The organism is Bacillus sp. DU-106, from assembly GCF_004799705.1.
GTDB lineage: Bacteria > Bacillota > Bacilli > Bacillales > Bacillaceae_G > Bacillus_A > Bacillus_A cereus.
The window spans coordinates 3,907,895-3,924,863 of sequence record NZ_CP026607.1; the positions used below are offsets into that span (position 1 = coordinate 3,907,895).

Below are 16,969 nucleotides of genomic sequence, written 5' to 3' on the forward strand. Positions count from 1 at the left end.
ACAGGACTGAATTAAAAGGTTATTATTATGAAGCAATCTGCTTAGATTGTTTTATTTGTTTCGTTTCCGGTAGTAGTAGATTTAACAGTACACCTACAATTGCTGCTAGTGCCATTCCTTCTACTTGGAATGATTCTCCTACGTGAAGTACCGCTCCACCAATACCGATTACTAATATTACTGATGCAATCATTAAGTTTCGTTTGTCACTTAAATCTGTTTTATCATCTACCATCATGCGTAATCCGCTTGATGCGATTACACCGAATAGTAAGATTGATACACCACCCATAACTGGTGTTGGGATCGAATGAATCAGTGCAGAAATCTTACCGATAAATCCGAACATGATTGCGAATACTGCTGAACCGATGAATAAGTATACACTGTATGCTCTCGTAATTGCTAGCACACCGATGTTTTCACCATACGTTGTATTCGGTGGCCCACCGATTAGTGACGCGATTAATGTTGCTACTCCGTCACCGAAGATTGAACGGTGTAAACCTGGTTTTTCAATTAAATCTCTTTTAATAACATTTCCAAGAACAATTTGATGTCCGATATGTTCTGATATTGTTACTAGTGCAACTGGTACCATCAAGAGTACAATCTTCCATGAAAACTCTGGTGTGTATGTTACAAATGGTACTGTGAAATCTGGTACAACAAACCATTTTGCCTCAGCTACCGGCTTTAAGTCTACTAGCCCTTGGAAGTAAGCGAAGATATATCCGCCGATAATGCCAAGTAACACTGGTATGATACTGAAAAATCCTCTTCCAAATATCGAGCATATAATTGTAATTGCTAATGTTACTAACGCTACTGAAAAGTGTGTAAAGCTATATTTGCCATCCGCACCGTTCATCGCCATGTTAACTGCTGTATGTGCTAAAGCTAGACCGATTACCATTACTACTGGACCAACTACGATTGGTGGTAGTAATTTCATAATCCACTCTGATCCTGATTTCTTAATTCCGAGTGAGATTAAGATGTACACAAGTCCTGCTAGCAAACCACCAAGCATTGCCGCTCCCGGTCCACCTGCCGTTTTCGCTGTTATAATCGGTGCGATAAAGGCGAATGATGATCCTAGATAAGCAGGTACTTGACCTTTCGTTATAAGAAGGAATGCTAACGTTCCTAATCCACTTGATATTAATGCTACTGATGGATTCAATCCTGTTAAAAACGGAACAAGCACTGTTGATCCAAACATCGCGAACAAATGTTGTATACTTAAAAATAACCATTTTCCCGGTTTCGGTACTTCATTAACGTCTAACACTGGCTTTTGTTCCATTGTTACATCCTCCTTCAGTTTAAATCTTTGCAATAAAAAAACTCTTTGTGCCTGTGCACAAAGAGTCCTACACTTTCGTATGCCAAATTTGACATATGAAAGCCAAGACCCTTTGGCAGCCTCACAGGACTACATTTAAAAGGGCTTTACTTATCGTATATGCTTACTCGATCTTGTTGATCTGTCTCTTGCAAATCAACTTCGATACGCTCTTCACTTGATGTTGGAATATTCTTCCCTACATAATCAGCGCGAATTGGTAATTCGCGATGACCTCTATCAACAAGAACCGCCAATTGGATTTGAGATGGTCTACCTAAATCCATAAGAGCATCCATTGCTGCTCGAACTGTTCTTCCTGTATATAATACGTCATCCACAAGGATAACTTTTTTCTTCGTAATATCTACAGGGATATCAGAACCTTTTACAAGTGGTTCTTTATTTTTCGATTGTAGTGTTAAATCATCACGATATAACGTAATGTCTAACTCTCCAACTTCCATTTCTTTTCCTTCAATTTGACCAATTCGTTCTGCCAAACGTTGTGCAATAAAAATTCCACGAGTTTTAATTCCGACAAGAACACAATTATCGACACCTTTATTTCGTTCCACGATTTCATGACTAATTCGTGTTAAAGCGCGGCGAATCATTTGGTCATCTAAAACGACAGCTTTCTCTTGCATGCTCTACACCTCCAAGCTTTTTTCTTGCGTGAGAGTAATGGTATAAAAAAAGTCCTCTCAGCGTGTGCGAGAGGACTTTTGAAAAAAGGGTACAACATACCCTAAGTATTTCAAACCGTTACCTTCTCAACCTCACGGGGCTGTGTTAAAGGATCATTATTTAACTGTTGTCAGTATCTCAGTTTTCTTATGATTTGTCAATACTATTTTCGTAAAATATTTAATGCGTCTTCAAACACTTCTGGAATCGGTGCCTCAAACTGAATATATTCACCCGTACGAGGATGATCAAAGCCTAAAATACCCGCATGAAGTGCTTGTCCATTCATATCTAACGTTTTCTTCGGACCATACTTCGGATCTCCTGCAAGTGGATAGCCAATATATTTCATATGAACACGAATTTGGTGCGTACGTCCCGTTTCTAAGCGACATTCTACAAGTGTAAAGTCTTTAAAGCGTTCTAACACTTGGAAGTGCGTAACAGCGTTCTTACCATTTTCATCAACTGTCATACTTTGACGCTCTTTCTTATCACGAGCAATCGGAGCATCAATCGTTCCCTTATCATGCGGAATCACACCGTGTACAATCGCTTTGTAACGTCTCGTTACTGTTTTTGCTACAAGCTGATTCACAAGCGATTCATGTGCCATATCATTTTTAGCAACCATTAATAGTCCAGATGTATCTTTATCAATACGATGCACGATACCTGGACGCATTACACCGTTAATGCCTGATAAGTCTGTACAATGATGCATAAGGCCATTTACAAGTGTACCACTTGTATGCCCTGGTGCTGGATGTACAACCATACCACGTGGCTTATTTACAACAAGCACATCTGCATCTTCATAATAAATTTCTAAATTTAAATCCTCTGGTTGAATATCTAACTCTTCTGGTTCAGGAATTGTTACTGTAATTTCATCTTCTTCTTTTACTTTATAATTCCCTTTTACCGCTTTCCCGTTTACTGTCACAACGTCATCTTTAATCCATTGCTGCACTTGCGTACGTGACCATTCGTTATTTATCCCTGCAACGAATTTATCAATTCGCTCGTTTTTTTGCTCTGCTGCAACTGTTACTTGTACTACTTCACTCATTCAATTACTCCTTCGCTTTCTTGCCTTCTAATAATGTTTGAATAATAATTAATACAACACCAATACATAATGCTGAATCAGCTATATTGAATACTGGATAGTTGTACGAGAAAATATACACGTGAATGAAATCCACTACTTCTTGTCTAAATACACGATCAATAAAGTTACCAATTGCCCCGCCCAAAATTAGGCCTAACGAAATACCTAGAAGCCTGTCTGTTTTCGCATACTTTTTCATATAAAATACAATAAACACTACAAAAACAACTGTAATAATGTAGAAGAACCACATTTTATTTTCTAAAATACCCCAAGCAGCGCCTCTATTTCGATGTGATGTTATGTATAATACATTGTCGATAATCGGAATACTCGTACCCAATTCCATGTTCTTTACAATTAACCACTTCGATATTTGATCGATAGCAATGACGAATAACGCTATTACATAATATATCATTTTCATTTCCCCCACAAAGACAGTGTACCTCAAAATTTTAGCATAGCTGCTACCTTTTCACAATGAACCTTTATAGAAGAATAAAATAAATTAAAAAAAGGTAATATAATATCGTTGTGCGTATTCATACATTTACCTTTTCATAAAAGAATTCATGAATCGTACGGGCAGTCGGCATTGTCTTCATTTGCTTTGTCGAAATTAATCTCCCCGTCTCTTCACAAATACCATACATGTCTATTTCCATTTTAAATAATGCGCGTTCTACATCCTTTAAATCCTCTTTTATATCATGTAATAGCAATTTTTTCTTTATCTCTTCCTTAATTTCATATCCAAGCTCTTGGCTGAACTCGACATCATATTTGTGCATTACTTCTTTAGCTAGTCTCTCTTGCAACTCTTTTCTCATCAATTGCAATTCTTCTTTTATTTCCATGTAAATTTCATTCACGTGTACATTCCTCCTAGCTGTAATGTACAGTTAGTGTGTCCGAAATTTATTTGCTTACCTCACACACATTTTTCCTTCACAGGAAAGAGTCTGAAAGTGATTTTGATATGCCATAAACAAAAAAACTGACTGCATCAATAGCAGTCAGCTTTTTTTATTATTTTACATAGTTTTCTTTAACAACTGTTGCACAACGCTCACATAATGTTTCATGTTCAGCATCTTTACCAATTGTTTCTGAAACTACCCAACAACGTTCACATGTTTCACCAGTTGCTTGAGCAACAACAACCGCTGTATGTTCATACTTCGGTGCATCTGCTGGCGCTTCATCCATCATACCACCAAGTTTATACTCAGAAACGATGAATAATTGCTTTAAGTCTTCGCTAATAGACTCTAACATAGCTTTCATTTCTGCAGTTGGATATAGCGTAATGCTTGCATTTAATGACTTACCGATTACTTTTTCATTACGAGCTACTTCTAGTGCTTTTAACACGTCATCACGTAATGTCATAAATGCATCCCATTTTGTTTTTAACGCTTCCGCGTCATCTAATTGTACAGCTTCTGGCATATCAGTTAATTGTACACTTTCTTCTGTTACGCCTGGAATGTATGGCCATACTTCATCAGCTGTATGCGGTAAGATTGGTGTTACAAGTTTCGTTAACGCAACAAGAACATCATATAATACAGTTTGAATCGCACGACGATCTTCGTGGTTTGCACCTTCAATATATAAAATGTCTTTTGCAAAGTCTAAATAGAATGAACTTAAATCAATTGTACAGAAGTTATGAATTGCATGATACACAGCAGCGAAGTCGTATGTCTCATATGCTTCTTTAACTTTTGTAATTAAGTCATTTAATTTCACTAACATGTAACGATCTACTTCACGAAGTTCAGCTACAGCTACTGCATTTTCACTTGGCTTAAAGTCGTCTAAGTTTCCTAATAAGAAACGGAATGTGTTACGGATTTTACGATACACTTCTGCTACTTGTTTTAAAATATCATCTGAAATACGTACGTCAGATTGATAGTCAACAGAAGATACCCATAAGCGTAAAATGTCTCCGCCTAATTGATCCATAATTTTCTTCGGTACGACAATGTTTCCAATCGACTTACTCATCTTACGTCCTTCACCATCTAGTACGAAACCGTGACTTAGTACGCCTTTATATGGAGCTTTACCTGTTACAGCAACTGCTGTTGATAATGAAGAGTTAAACCAACCACGATACTGGTCAGATCCTTCTAAATATAAATCAGCTGGACGCTGTAAATCTTCGCGCTCTTCTAATACCGCTTGGTGAGAAGAACCTGAATCGAACCATACATCCATGATGTCTGTTTCTTTACGGAATTCGCCATTTGGGCTACCTGGATGTGTAAATCCTTCTGGTAATAGATCTTTCGCTTCACGCTCGAACCATACGTTAGAACCGTGTTCACGGAATAAATCTGCTACATGGTTAATTGTTTCATCCGTAATAATTGGATCACCATTCTCAGCATAGAATACCGGAATTGGCACACCCCATGCACGCTGACGAGAAATACACCAGTCACCACGGTCACGAACCATATTATGAAGACGAGTTTCTCCCCATGCTGGTACCCATTTTGTTTCTGCTACAGCTTCTATTAATTCTTTACGGAATGCTTCAATAGATGCAAACCACTGTGCTGTCGCACGGAAAATAATTGGTTTTTTCGTTCTCCAATCATGTGGGTATGAATGTGTAATGAATGTTAGTTTCAGTAACGCGCCTACTTCTTCTAATTTTTCTGTAATTGGTTTATTAGCTTTATCATAGAATAAGCCTTCAAATCCAGGTGCCTCATTTGTTAATACACCTTTATCATCGACTGGGCAAAGTACTTCTAATCCATACTTTTTACCAACAACGAAGTCATCTTCCCCGTGTCCTGGTGCTGTATGAACACAACCTGTACCTGCATCTGTTGTTACGTGGTCTCCTAGCATAACTAATGAATCACGATCGTAGAATGGATGTTTTGCAACTGTGTACTCAAGTTCGCTACCTTTTACTGTTTTCACAACTTCAGCATTTTCCCACTCTAACGTTTTTGCAACTGTCTCAAACAGCTCAGAAGCAATGATATATTTCTCATCGTTTACTTTTACAATGCTATATTCAAGCTCTGGGTGAACAGAAATACCTAAGTTTGCAGGTAATGTCCAAGGTGTCGTTGTCCAAATGATGTACTTTTCATCACCTTCTAATACGTTCTTTCCATCTTTTACAGGGAATGCTACGTAAATAGATGCTGATTTTTTATCTTGATATTCAATTTCAGCTTCCGCTAAAGCAGATTCACTCGTTGGAGACCAGTAAACTGGTTTTTGACCTTTATAGATATAACCTTTTTTCGCCATGTCACCAAACACTTTGATTTGTTGTGCTTCATAAGCTGGCTCTAAAGTAATATATGGATTATCCCAATCTGCACGTACACCTAGACGCTTAAATTGTTCACGTTGACGTTCTACTTGTTCATATGCATACTCTGCACATAACTTACGGAACTCAGCAACTGTCATTTCTTTACGTTTTACACCTTTATTTGTTAAAGCTTGTTCAATTGGTAAACCGTGCGTATCCCATCCTGGAACATATGGCGCACTAAAACCAGTCATTGATTTATAACGAACAATAAAGTCTTTTAATACTTTATTTAATGCATGTCCCATATGAATGTCACCATTCGCATATGGAGGTCCATCATGCAATACAAATAAAGGACGTCCTTTTGTATGTTCTTGTACTTTTTCGTAAATATTCATTTCAGCCCATTTTTCTTGCATTGCAGGCTCACGTTTTGGTAAATTCCCACGCATTGGGAACTCTGTTTTTGGCATCAGTAATGTATTTTTGTACTCCATGCTCAATTCCTCCTTACATGTATAAAAGAAACACTTAAAAAACGGAATAAAAAAGAGACCTTCTCATCCCAAAAAGGGACGAGAAAGTCTCCCGCGGTACCACCCTAGTAGATCATATACATATGTATAGAATCCTCTTTATATTCTTAACGCGAATACACGCCTACGCTTACTCTATTTGTTCAGCGCGGAACTCCAGGGTGATATTCCCACTATCTCCTTATCCTGAGCTTACACCATCCTCAGTTCGCTATATAAGGTTTGAAAAGGTACTTATCCCTATCTTCGTTTTTCTTAATAAATATGTTGTTTAAAATTATATGTAATAATGAGAAAAACGTCAAGCTTACACTGTTTCTTCTTTTTTCAACAGTTCATCTACTTCGTCTTCTAATTCAATTAGTTTATCCCAATCATCGTTGTTTAACATCTCAAGCTGTGTTTCTAATAACATACGGAAACGAGTTCGGAATACTTTCGCTTGTTTCTTTAGCTCTTCAATATCAAAAGCAACTTTTCTTGATTTTACTAATGCTTCGTTAATAATACGATCAGCATTCTTTTCAGCTTCACGCACAATTAATTTCGCTTCTTTTTGCGCATTACGTTTTACTTCTTCCGCTGCTTCTTGTGCAACGACGATAGATTTGTTTAACGTATCTTCAATATTAGAGAAATGATCTAACTTCCCTTCTAACTGCGCAACTTTTTCTTCTAAAGCTTTTTTCTCACGAATGACCAATTCATAATCTTTGATAATTTGATCAAGAAACTCATTTACTTGATCTTCATCATAGCCACGGAATCCGCGACCAAATTCTTTGTTATGAATATCTAATGGTGTTAACGGCACAACGCCACCTCCAAGTAGTTATCTAAATTTCCTCTTTCAATTATATCTTTTCTTCGACAAAATAGGAGGATTTCCTTCTAAAAAACCAATCATTTTAGTATACCATACAAAATTCTCCATTTGTCGCGTTTTGTTCTACCTTCTACAGAAAATAATTTACTTCGGCCATATCCTCTAACAGAAAAAACATCTCCTGGATAGCATTCATAAGAAGTTTGCTCCACTGTTTTCCAATTGACTTTTACTAAACCATTTTTTATGAAAGGTTGTACTTTCTGTCTAGATAAATGTAACATTTCAGCTAACATAACATCTAAACGAAGTGAAGAAACCGTTCCAGATTTCTCTCCCCACGTTTCATCTATCTGTAGAATTTGTTCTCCTTGCACTGACGCTAAAGAGACTTTTACTTTCCCTATTGATTGTAAGTTCATCTCAATATACGATACAATTTCTTTCGCAACTACAATTTGGGCACGATTTTCTTGCAGCAAAATATCACCACATTTTTCTCTTGTTAAACCAAGAGACATAAATGTACCTAATATTTGCCTATGTTCTAGCGTATAAAACTTGGAAGGATAGTCAATTTCTAATACTTCTACTTGAAATTCTTCTTCATTTAATTCTAGATAGTCTGGATAAATAAGTGCTCTTTTACGCTCTGCATTAGGCGTTGCACCACCAAATTGTACAGCAACATCACCTTGTCCTATTACCATAGAAACAATTTGTTGTTGCCTAGGATCAAGAAAATCCGTTAACTTCACTTGATGGTACTCCGCCGCTCGCTTCCACTCTAGCACTTTATCCACAAAGACCTCCTCATCAGGCCTAAAATGTTCGTAGATGCTCATGTATTTACCTTCTTACTATAAGAAATAGCTTAATAAACTGAACAAACCAGTTTTAGCAAGTTTCAACGCAAAGATCGCAACGATTGGAGAAATATCAATCATTCCAAGCGGCGGAATAAAGCGGCGGAATGGTTCTAAATACGGTTCACAAATACGTGCCAGGAACTCTCCAAAAGATGATTCCTTTGCACCAGGAAACCATGATAGGAGAATGTAAATAATAAGTGCCCACGAGTAAATCTCGATAGCATAACTTAACACTATAAAAACTGTTGTCATGGCGTATTACCACCTCTTTATATTTGTTTCTTCTTCTTCACCGAATAACTCTGAAATCGCACCAACAATATCTACATTTTCAGGTGTACACATAAATGTTTTCGGCCCTATTTTTTGAATGTCCCCGCCTATAGCGTATACAGTACCACTTAAAAAGTCAACGATACGTACCGCTTGATCAGTAGACATTCTCTGCAAATTAATTACAACAGCTCGTCTACCTTTTAAGTGGTCCGCAATCCCTTGTGCTTCCGAATATGTGCGTGGTTCTAATAAAACAACTTTTGAAGATTGTTTTGCTGTTTCAATACTCACAACATTTTGCTTCGGTTGCGCTTTCGGAAACGTAACGTCTTGTTGTTCTGGTGGATCTTGCTGCTTTTTCATGTCTGTTTGCTCCTTTTCATAACCATATTGAGCTGCTTCTTTTTCTTCCGGTGTATCAAAAAAGAAGTATTTTACTTTTGACCAACTCATAATAAGATTCTCCTTCCTTTTACGCTTTTCCTACTAAAATCGTTCCCAAACGAATATATGTAGCCCCTTCTTCAATTGCAATTGTGTAATCGTTGGACATTCCCATTGATAATTCTTTACATGGCGCATGTAATAACTCTAGCTCCTGCACCTCTGTTTGCAGCATACGTAATTCCTTAAAACAGCGTCTGATTTCTTCCTCTTCTTCTGTAAATGGAGCCATCGTCATTAGTCCAACCACTTCAATTTTATCGAATTCTTGCAAACTTTGAATAAAAGAAACAACCTCTTCTATTGCCAATCCTTGCTTCGATTCTTCAGATGAGGTTTTCACTTGAATAAAGCATTTCACTTTCTTATCAGCACGTTTCTGAATTTCTTTCGCCAGCGAAAGACGATCTAACGAATGTAAATAATCAATTTCATTAATGATTTCTTTTACTTTTCTCGTTTGTAATGAGCCAATAAAGTGCCAATTAACTTTTGAACCGAAATGCTCGTATTTCTGTAAGAAACCTTCATTTCTATTTTCACCTAAATCGATAATTCCAGCTTCAATTACTTCGTTTGTTTTTTCAATCCCTACAGTTTTTGTAACTGCAACAAGTTTAATATCTTGCAACGAACGTCCAGCTCGAGCGCAAGATTCTTTAATAGCTTCATTTACAATTACTAAATTTTCTTGTACTGTCACTTGCTTCCTTCCTCCTTAAAACCTATGAAACTCAACATTCTTCCTGTCTTACCTTGATCACGACGATGAGAGAAAAATAGTTGCTCTTCACAGCTTGTACAAAGAGATGACATTACAATATGCTCTTCTTTTATGCCTGCTTGTACACATAATATACGATTAATTTCTTTTAAATTAATTGCGTACTGCCCGTCAGAAATTTTTTGATGAGGAACAGCACCGCTAACTACTTCCTGTGCTGCTGTTAATACACGATCATCCACAACATAACAACAAGATCCGATCGACGGCCCAATTGCAACATGAATTTCATCACTTGAAATACCTTCTGCATTCCACTTTTGAATCATTTCCTTTGCAATCTCTTGTACAGTGCCTTTCCATCCAGCATGCGCAAGTCCTATCATACCATGTGATGGTGCATAAAAATAGAGCGGAACACAATCCGCGTAACAAGACGTTAACAGAACATCTTCATTACTCGTATAAATGCCATCTGTTTTTGAAATGCCGTCCTCATATGAATAGACACCACTTCCCTTTTCCTGTTGCCCTACTTTTTCAACATGATGAGCATGAACTTGTTCAGAGCAAATCCAGTTTTCTAATGGTTTTTGTAACTTATTTGCTAAAATGCGTCTGTTTTCATGAACGTTCTCCACGATATCATTCACATGTAATCCTAAATTCATCGCATGAAAGGAGCCCGTACTTATCCCACCATCTTTTGTCGTAAATCCAGCAGTAATGTTTCCAAGTTCTTTCCACGCTTGTAAATACAGTATACCGTCCACATATTTAAATGGTTCTCTCATAATAAAGCGGCTCCTTTTAATTAAAATAACAGAAAAAAGCATGGTACTTCCTGTCTATTTTACCATACTTTTATTTTTTCATAATCCTAACAGAAAAAAAAGAGGAATTTGTAATATTCTTTATGAAATTGTCGGTGTTTGTATTGATTCTGTTACAGAATTAACAGGATTTACTCTTACAAGTATGACATCTTCCCCAATTTTCACAATTTCCTTCCAAGGAATTACAATCTCAACATCTTTTCCAAAAATACCTAGCATACGTGTCTGTTTGGAAATAATAACAGAACAAATTTTCCCTGTGTTCATATCAATTTCAATATCTCCAATATTCCCAATCCTTTTTCCATCTGAAATATTTATAACATCCTTCATCTGTAACTCTGAAATTCGTATCACCATTTTTATCCTCTCCCTTATATGACAAATTGGAAACTGTTTCTCATATTTACAGGAAGCCACCTATACGAAACACCATGCTAGTTTCATTATATGAACACTAATCCCCTACTATGAGCACAAACCATATTACATATAAAAAGGTCTCACCATAATTGGTGAGACCTTATCCTTGAATCGTTTTATTCATTTGTTTAATGGCTGACTTCTCTAAACGTGATACTTGCGCTTGGGAAATCCCAATTTCTTCTGCAACTTCCATCTGTGTCTTTCCTTGGAAGAAACGTTTTCTAATAATCATTTTCTCTCTATCATTTAAACGCTTCATTCCTTCTTTCAATGCTAATTCTTCAACCCACTGCTCGTCCTTTTGTTTTTCATCACTTAACTGATCCATAACAAAGATAGGATCTCCCCCATCATTATAAATCGGTTCAAATAATGAAACTGGATCTTGAATCGCATCTAAAGCAAATACTATCTCTTCATGAGTTACTTCTAGCACTTTTGCAATATCCATTGCTGTTGGTTCTTTTGAATTTTCTGCAATCAATTTTTCTCTTACTTGCAAAGCTTTATACGCAATATCTCGCAATGAGCGCGATACGCGAATCGGATTATTATCACGCAAATATCTGCGTATTTCCCCAATAATCATCGGCACAGCATACGTTGAAAATTTTACATTTTGGCCTAAATCAAAATTATCAATTGATTTCATAAGTCCGATGCAACCAACTTGAAATAAATCGTCAACATATTCTCCTCTGTTATTAAATCTTTGGATGACGCTCAGTACAAGACGTAAGTTTCCATTCACTAATTTTTCTCTTGCGCTTATCTCTCCACTTTGCATTTCACGAAATAATTTACGCATCTCTTCATTTTTTAATACTGGAAGTTTAGCTGTATCAACACCGCAAATTTCTACTTTGTTTCTCGTCAAAGTGTTCCCTCCTATCGGGAGTTGCTGTACAGTGTAAAGTATTTCCTTTGAAGGGGATTTTATGCATGTGGTTTTTTCACGATTTATTATTTAAATTATCTTTCCTAATACAACTAAATAGAATAAGACCAGCCTACATAACGGCTGGTCTTATTCTTTACACCATTTTATTAAATTCTTTTCGTAATCTTTTTATAATTCTTTTTTCTAAACGCGAAATGTATGACTGTGAAATCCCAAGCATATCAGCCACATCTTTTTGCGTCTTTTCCTCTCCTCCAGCAAGCCCAAACCGAAGTTCCATAATTTGTTTTTCACGATCATTTAATTGGTGTAATGCTTTCATTAAAAGGTGACGATCTACAGTAGCTTCTAAATCTTTTGTAATAATATCATCATCTGTACCTAACACGTCAGACAATAACAGTTCATTCCCATCCCAATCAATGTTTAGTGGTTCATCAAAAGAAACTTCCGAACGATTTTTGTTATTTCGACGTAAATGCATTAAAATTTCATTTTCTATACAACGCGATGCATATGTTGCTAATTTTATTTTCTTTTCTGGATTAAATGTATTTACCGCTTTAATAAGGCCGATTGTTCCTATACTAATCAAATCTTCAATATTTATCCCTGTATTTTCAAACTTTCTTGCTATATATACAACGAGCCTTAAGTTACGTTCAATAAGTAATGCCCTTGCTGCCTGATCTCCTTTTGGCAATTTATTCAAAAGAACTTCCTCTTCTTCTTTTGTTAACGGTGGTGGCAACGCTTCACTTCCACCAATATAATAAATTTCATCGGTCTTAATTCCTAATTTCAGCAATACTTTATACCAAAGGTATACTAAATAAAATTTTAATTTCATCATATTATCCCGCCTCTCATTTATTAAGCGATCACCATTTTTTGCGAAATCAACATTTTTGGATGCACAATACATTGATACTCCCCATTAGTAGACAGCTGTTGTGTATTTAATCCAATTAACACTTTGTTTACAACAATAGAACTACCTTCATGGTCAACTTGCACACTGTCAGGCTTAATTGCCCACAAAAATTGACTCTCTACTCCTACTGCACGGAAAGGAATTAAGCGTAATTTGGTCGCCCAACCAGAATCATTTTCTGGTATTTGAGGAATTTCTGTTTTGGAATAAATTTGTTCTGTTAACCAAGATGGTAAGCAATGTTCTAATGATGAAACATGCATAATCATAACAGGTGTTTTTGTTAATGGGTCATAAAGTTGGTTCCCACTGTCAATAAGACCTGCGAGTTCTAGTTCTTCTTCGGCTAATTGAATTTTTACTTTCACAATTTGATCATAGTGTATTTTCGTGACCTCTACGCTTTCAATACGCTTTTTAGAAAAATAATAAATTACTGGAAAACCAAAAATAACAAATAACCAACTAATTGGATCACCGTAAGAAATTGACTGAGATTGAACCAATCCATTTACCATTTCATTCGTTTGCAAAAAGAAATGAGTTCCAATTAATCCTCCGCCAACCATAAAGGTTACAAAGTAAAAAGTAAAAACAGTTTGTGCATAATTTCTAAATGTCGTAAACCCAAATGCTGTATACACAATAAGTAACGAGTACAGTAGTTTCATAATTGGATGTGTCATCATAGAAGCAAAAGGAGTAAAGGCAAAAATAACAATAGTTGAACCTATAAATGCCCCTAACACAAGCCTCCATCTTTTGATTTTCTTTTTTAACACGGTAGCTGTTAATAAAAGCAAAAGAAAATCAATGCAGGCGTTTAACAACCAAACAACGTCGGCGTAAACAACCAAACAATTCACCTCTTTTTTCAAGTTGAGACTAGTATAATGCATATCCAATAGGAAAGTGTGTCAATTTGCGGAGGTGTTTTTTTGTTATTTTGTGATTTCTAGACATAATCTGTCGGTAAAAAATAAAAGTACAAATTCATAGAATGATATACTCTTATTTTCACAAACAAAATATATTGAAATATACGAAATAAAAAAAGACCTGCTTAGCAGGTCTTTTCCATAAAAAATAAAAAGGAGCATGAAAGCTCCTTTTTTTATCGTCTACGACGGTTACGTAAAAATGCTGGAATATCGATATCATCTGAATCTGAATGACGCTCATGTACAACTGGCTCTTCACGCTTCATTTCACGTTTTACTTCACGCTGTTTTGAAGGTTGAGCTACTGGTTGTTGCTGTTGTTGCGTGTGGTTCGCATTCGGACGAATAATTGGTTTTGGTGGTTGAGTTGCAATGCTATCATCAAAACCAGTTGCAATTACAGTTACAACGATATCATCTTTTAATCCTTCGTTAATAACAGAACCGAAGATCATATTTACTTCTGGATCTGAAGCTGAAGCTACGATGTCTGCCGCTTCTTGTACTTCATATAAGCTTAAGTTAGCGCCACCCGTAATGTTCATGATAACACCTTGAGCTCCATCAATAGATGTTTCTAGTAATGGGCTAGAAATCGCTTTTTTCGCAGCTTCTGCAGCACGATTTTCCCCATTACCAGAACCAATACCCATTAAAGCAGAACCTCTATTAGACATAATTGTCTTTACGTCTGCAAAGTCTAAGTTAATTAAACCTGGCGTTGCAATTAAATCCGAAATACCTTGAACACCTTGACGTAATACGTTATCAGCTTCACGGAATGCTTCTAACATTGGCGTATTTTTATCAACAATCTCTAATAAGCGATCGTTTGGAATTACAATAAGAGTATCTACATTTTCTTTAAATGCTGCAATACCAGATGCTGCTTGCGTCGCACGCTTACGTCCTTCAAAAGTAAATGGACGTGTTACAACACCTACTGTTAAAGCACCTAATTCTTTTGCAACTTGAGCAACAACTGGAGCTGCACCAGTTCCAGTTCCACCGCCCATACCGGCAGTTACGAAGACCATATCCGCACCACGAAGTGCTTCTTGGATCTGTTCTTTACTTTCTTCTGCAGCTTTTTTCCCTACTTCAGGGTTTGCGCCTGCACCAAGTCCACGCGTTAATTTTCCACCAATTTGCATTTTTGTTTCAGCTTTTGATAGATTTAATGCTTGTGCATCAGTGTTCACAGCGATAAAGTCTACACCTTGTACACCGTGTTCAATCATACGGTTTACAGCATTGTTTCCGCCACCGCCGACACCGATAACTTTTATATTCGCTAATTGATCTTGAGTAGTATCAAACTCTAACATGTCGAAATCCCCCTAGAACCTCATTTTTCGTGTCCAATTTTAATCCCATAAATAACGGAATACACGTTTTACTTTTGACATCATGCGGTCATCATTTTGATTATTATTGTTTTGATTACGAGTTTTTTGTTTCGTGGGTTGCTGTTGTACCGGCGTTGGTGCTGGTGCTGGTACTGGTTCAAAATGCTCTTGCTTTTCCTGCACATTTTTCCCACGTAATTTAGCTTTTTGATAAGAATGTTTAATTAATCCAACTCCACTTGTATATTGGGGCTCACGCACACCAATATAATCAGGAGTTGCTACACGAACATTTTCATGTAAAATATCATATGCAAGATCAAGAACACCTGGCATAGAAGCAATTCCGCCAGTTAGTACATAACCAGAAGCCACTTGCTTTACTCCTAACTTACGCACTTCATCTTGAACAAACATTAAAATTTCCTCTACACGAGCCTCTATTATATCCGATAATTCCAACTGAGAATATTGTTCTGTTTGATCACTTCCCATAATAGGAACCGTAAACATCTCTTCTTCAGATGCTGTATCATAAAAAGCATGTCCATATTTCAACTTAATTTGATCTGCATTTTCTGTTGAAGTTTTCAACCCAATCGCAATATCTTTCGTTATATGGTCTCCACCTAATGGTAATACGCTTGTCGCTTGTAACTCTCCATCTTTAAAAATAGATAAAGTTGTAGATCCTCCCCCCATATCAACAAGGGCTACTCCTCTATTTTTTTCATCTGAAGATATTGCAACTGTTGCAGCCGCTAAAGGTTGAAGACAAATATCAACAATTTCAAGACCTGCTTTTTCTACACAACGAAGTAGGTTATGTAGTAAAGTTCTCGAGCCTGTAATAAGTGTACCTTCCATTTCTAATCTTACACCGATCATCCCGCGTGGATCGTTAATCTCGTCAAGACCGTCTACGATGAACTGTCGAGGTACCACATCAATAAACTCACGTTCTGGAGCAATTGACACAACTTGTGCTGCATCTAGAACGCGTAAGACATCTTCATTCCCGATTTCACGATCTTCATTTGAAACAGCGACTACTCCGTGACAAGGAAGTAGCTGTACCTGGTTTGCATTGACACCTACTACAACTTGCTCAATGTGGATCCCCACCATGCGCTCAGCTTGTTCAATTGCTTTTTTAATTGATCGAACAGTCTCGTCTATATCAACTATCGATCCCTTCTTTAAACCATTTGATTTTACATTTCCAACACCAATAATGTTTAAGCTGTCATTAACCATTTCACCAATGATGACTTTAACATTGGATGTACCGATGTCAAGACTAACATATATTTCATTGCTGTTCATTCTTTGGCACCTCCTTCTTTATTTATACCATACAACTCAATATATGGAACAACAATCGCAACTTTACTATTTATAAGAAAAATATTCAACGTCTTTATACGTTTCCCTTTTTTAACCCTATATTT

Annotated in this window: 18 protein-coding genes and 1 other annotated feature; all 18 genes read right to left on the reverse strand. The window is 36.7% G+C overall.

The genetic code is table 11. The annotated features are described in order from the left end of the window. Window positions 1–25: 25 nt before the first annotated feature. The 18 genes from uraA to ftsA all read right to left on the reverse strand — a co-directional run bounded on the left by uraA (window position 26) and on the right by ftsA (window position 16,844). Window positions 26–1,309 carry a uracil permease gene (uraA, locus tag C3Y97_RS19650; protein ID WP_000435928.1) on the reverse strand — a complete coding sequence of 428 codons (1,284 nt, stop codon included), beginning with the start codon at window positions 1,307–1,309 and terminating at the stop codon, window positions 26–28. Window positions 1,310–1,455: 146 nt separating this feature from the next. Then, window positions 1,456–1,998, reverse strand: coding sequence for a bifunctional pyrimidine operon transcriptional regulator/uracil phosphoribosyltransferase (gene pyrR, locus C3Y97_RS19655; RefSeq protein ID WP_001156491.1), 543 nt, complete (start codon window positions 1,996–1,998; stop codon window positions 1,456–1,458). 203 nt (window positions 1,999–2,201) lie between these two features. Next, window positions 2,202–3,110 carry an RluA family pseudouridine synthase gene (locus C3Y97_RS19660; protein ID WP_000005829.1) on the reverse strand — a complete coding sequence of 303 codons (909 nt, stop codon included), beginning with the start codon at window positions 3,108–3,110 and terminating at the stop codon, window positions 2,202–2,204. A 4-nt stretch (window positions 3,111–3,114) separates the two neighbouring features. After that, complete coding sequence (gene lspA, locus C3Y97_RS19665; protein WP_000642185.1) at window positions 3,115–3,573, reverse strand: lipoprotein signal peptidase LspA; 459 nt, start codon at window positions 3,571–3,573, stop codon at window positions 3,115–3,117. A gap of 124 nt (window positions 3,574–3,697) precedes the next feature. Beyond that, window positions 3,698–4,027 (reverse strand): TraR/DksA C4-type zinc finger protein, encoded by a 330-nt coding sequence (locus tag C3Y97_RS19670; RefSeq protein WP_001002956.1) that lies wholly within the window; start codon window positions 4,025–4,027, stop codon window positions 3,698–3,700. 157 nt (window positions 4,028–4,184) lie between these two features. Beyond that, complete coding sequence (gene ileS2, locus C3Y97_RS19675; RefSeq protein ID WP_000455951.1) at window positions 4,185–6,950, reverse strand: isoleucine--tRNA ligase; 2,766 nt, start codon at window positions 6,948–6,950, stop codon at window positions 4,185–4,187. Window positions 6,951–7,021: 71 nt separating this feature from the next. After that, window positions 7,022–7,245, reverse strand: a binding site (T-box leader). Between the two features lie 51 nt (window positions 7,246–7,296). Further along, a complete protein-coding gene (gene divIVA / locus C3Y97_RS19680) occupies window positions 7,297–7,803 on the reverse strand; it encodes a septum site-determining protein DivIVA (RefSeq protein WP_001131611.1) in 507 nt (168 codons plus the stop codon). 89 nt (window positions 7,804–7,892) lie between these two features. Then, a complete protein-coding gene (locus tag C3Y97_RS19685) occupies window positions 7,893–8,660 on the reverse strand; it encodes a YlmH family RNA-binding protein (protein ID WP_002164454.1) in 768 nt (255 codons plus the stop codon). A 15-nt stretch (window positions 8,661–8,675) separates the two neighbouring features. Further along, entirely contained in the window at window positions 8,676–8,939 is a 264-nt protein-coding gene (locus tag C3Y97_RS19690) for a YggT family protein (RefSeq protein ID WP_000214233.1), read from the reverse strand. A gap of 6 nt (window positions 8,940–8,945) precedes the next feature. Further along, entirely contained in the window at window positions 8,946–9,416 is a 471-nt protein-coding gene (locus C3Y97_RS19695; protein ID WP_000119129.1) for a cell division protein SepF, read from the reverse strand. Window positions 9,417–9,435: 19 nt separating this feature from the next. Continuing rightward, a complete protein-coding gene (locus tag C3Y97_RS19700; RefSeq protein WP_000218005.1) occupies window positions 9,436–10,110 on the reverse strand; it encodes a YggS family pyridoxal phosphate-dependent enzyme in 675 nt (224 codons plus the stop codon). Then, window positions 10,107–10,925, reverse strand: coding sequence for a peptidoglycan editing factor PgeF (gene pgeF / locus C3Y97_RS19705; RefSeq protein ID WP_001209008.1), 819 nt, complete (start codon window positions 10,923–10,925; stop codon window positions 10,107–10,109). Before pgeF ends, C3Y97_RS19700 begins: the two co-directional genes overlap by 4 nt. A gap of 120 nt (window positions 10,926–11,045) precedes the next feature. Continuing rightward, a complete protein-coding gene (locus tag C3Y97_RS19710; protein ID WP_000236745.1) occupies window positions 11,046–11,327 on the reverse strand; it encodes a YlmC/YmxH family sporulation protein in 282 nt (93 codons plus the stop codon). Window positions 11,328–11,490: 163 nt separating this feature from the next. Continuing rightward, a complete protein-coding gene (sigG, locus tag C3Y97_RS19715; protein WP_000197755.1) occupies window positions 11,491–12,270 on the reverse strand; it encodes an RNA polymerase sporulation sigma factor SigG in 780 nt (259 codons plus the stop codon). 157 nt (window positions 12,271–12,427) lie between these two features. Continuing rightward, window positions 12,428–13,147, reverse strand: a complete 720-nt coding sequence (gene sigE / locus C3Y97_RS19720; RefSeq protein WP_121868111.1) for an RNA polymerase sporulation sigma factor SigE — start codon at window positions 13,145–13,147, stop codon at window positions 12,428–12,430. A gap of 20 nt (window positions 13,148–13,167) precedes the next feature. After that, entirely contained in the window at window positions 13,168–14,085 is a 918-nt protein-coding gene (spoIIGA, locus tag C3Y97_RS19725) for a sigma-E processing peptidase SpoIIGA (protein ID WP_000261975.1), read from the reverse strand. 257 nt (window positions 14,086–14,342) lie between these two features. Next, complete coding sequence (ftsZ, locus tag C3Y97_RS19730; protein ID WP_000888984.1) at window positions 14,343–15,497, reverse strand: cell division protein FtsZ; 1,155 nt, start codon at window positions 15,495–15,497, stop codon at window positions 14,343–14,345. 39 nt (window positions 15,498–15,536) lie between these two features. Next, window positions 15,537–16,844 (reverse strand): cell division protein FtsA, encoded by a 1,308-nt coding sequence (gene ftsA / locus C3Y97_RS19735; RefSeq protein WP_001087558.1) that lies wholly within the window; start codon window positions 16,842–16,844, stop codon window positions 15,537–15,539. Window positions 16,845–16,969: the final 125 nt, after the last annotated feature.

Bases quoted from the DNA above. Each gene is read 5' to 3' on its own strand.
- pyrR (WP_001156491.1), bottom strand. From the start codon at position 1,998: ATGCAAGAGAAAGCTGTCGTTTTAGATGACCAAATGATTCGCCGCGCT.
- C3Y97_RS19660 (WP_000005829.1), bottom strand. From the start codon at position 3,110: ATGAGTGAAGTAGTACAAGTAACAGTTGCAGCAGAGCAAAAAAACGAG.
- C3Y97_RS19695 (WP_000119129.1), bottom strand. From the start codon at position 9,416: ATGAGTTGGTCAAAAGTAAAATACTTCTTTTTTGATACACCGGAAGAA.
- ftsA (WP_001087558.1), bottom strand. From the start codon at position 16,844: ATGAACAGCAATGAAATATATGTTAGTCTTGACATCGGTACATCCAAT.
- C3Y97_RS19685 (WP_002164454.1), bottom strand. From the start codon at position 8,660: ATGAGCATCTACGAACATTTTAGGCCTGATGAGGAGGTCTTTGTGGAT.
- lspA (WP_000642185.1), bottom strand. From the start codon at position 3,573: ATGATATATTATGTAATAGCGTTATTCGTCATTGCTATCGATCAAATA.
- ftsZ (WP_000888984.1), bottom strand. From the start codon at position 15,497: ATGTTAGAGTTTGATACTACTCAAGATCAATTAGCGAATATAAAAGTT.
- C3Y97_RS19690 (WP_000214233.1), bottom strand. From the start codon at position 8,939: ATGACAACAGTTTTTATAGTGTTAAGTTATGCTATCGAGATTTACTCG.
- sigE (WP_121868111.1), bottom strand. From the start codon at position 13,147: ATGATGAAATTAAAATTTTATTTAGTATACCTTTGGTATAAAGTATTG.
- pgeF (WP_001209008.1), bottom strand. From the start codon at position 10,925: ATGAGAGAACCATTTAAATATGTGGACGGTATACTGTATTTACAAGCG.
- ileS2 (WP_000455951.1), bottom strand. From the start codon at position 6,950: ATGGAGTACAAAAATACATTACTGATGCCAAAAACAGAGTTCCCAATG.
- C3Y97_RS19710 (WP_000236745.1), bottom strand. From the start codon at position 11,327: ATGGTGATACGAATTTCAGAGTTACAGATGAAGGATGTTATAAATATT.
- uraA (WP_000435928.1), bottom strand. From the start codon at position 1,309: ATGGAACAAAAGCCAGTGTTAGACGTTAATGAAGTACCGAAACCGGGA.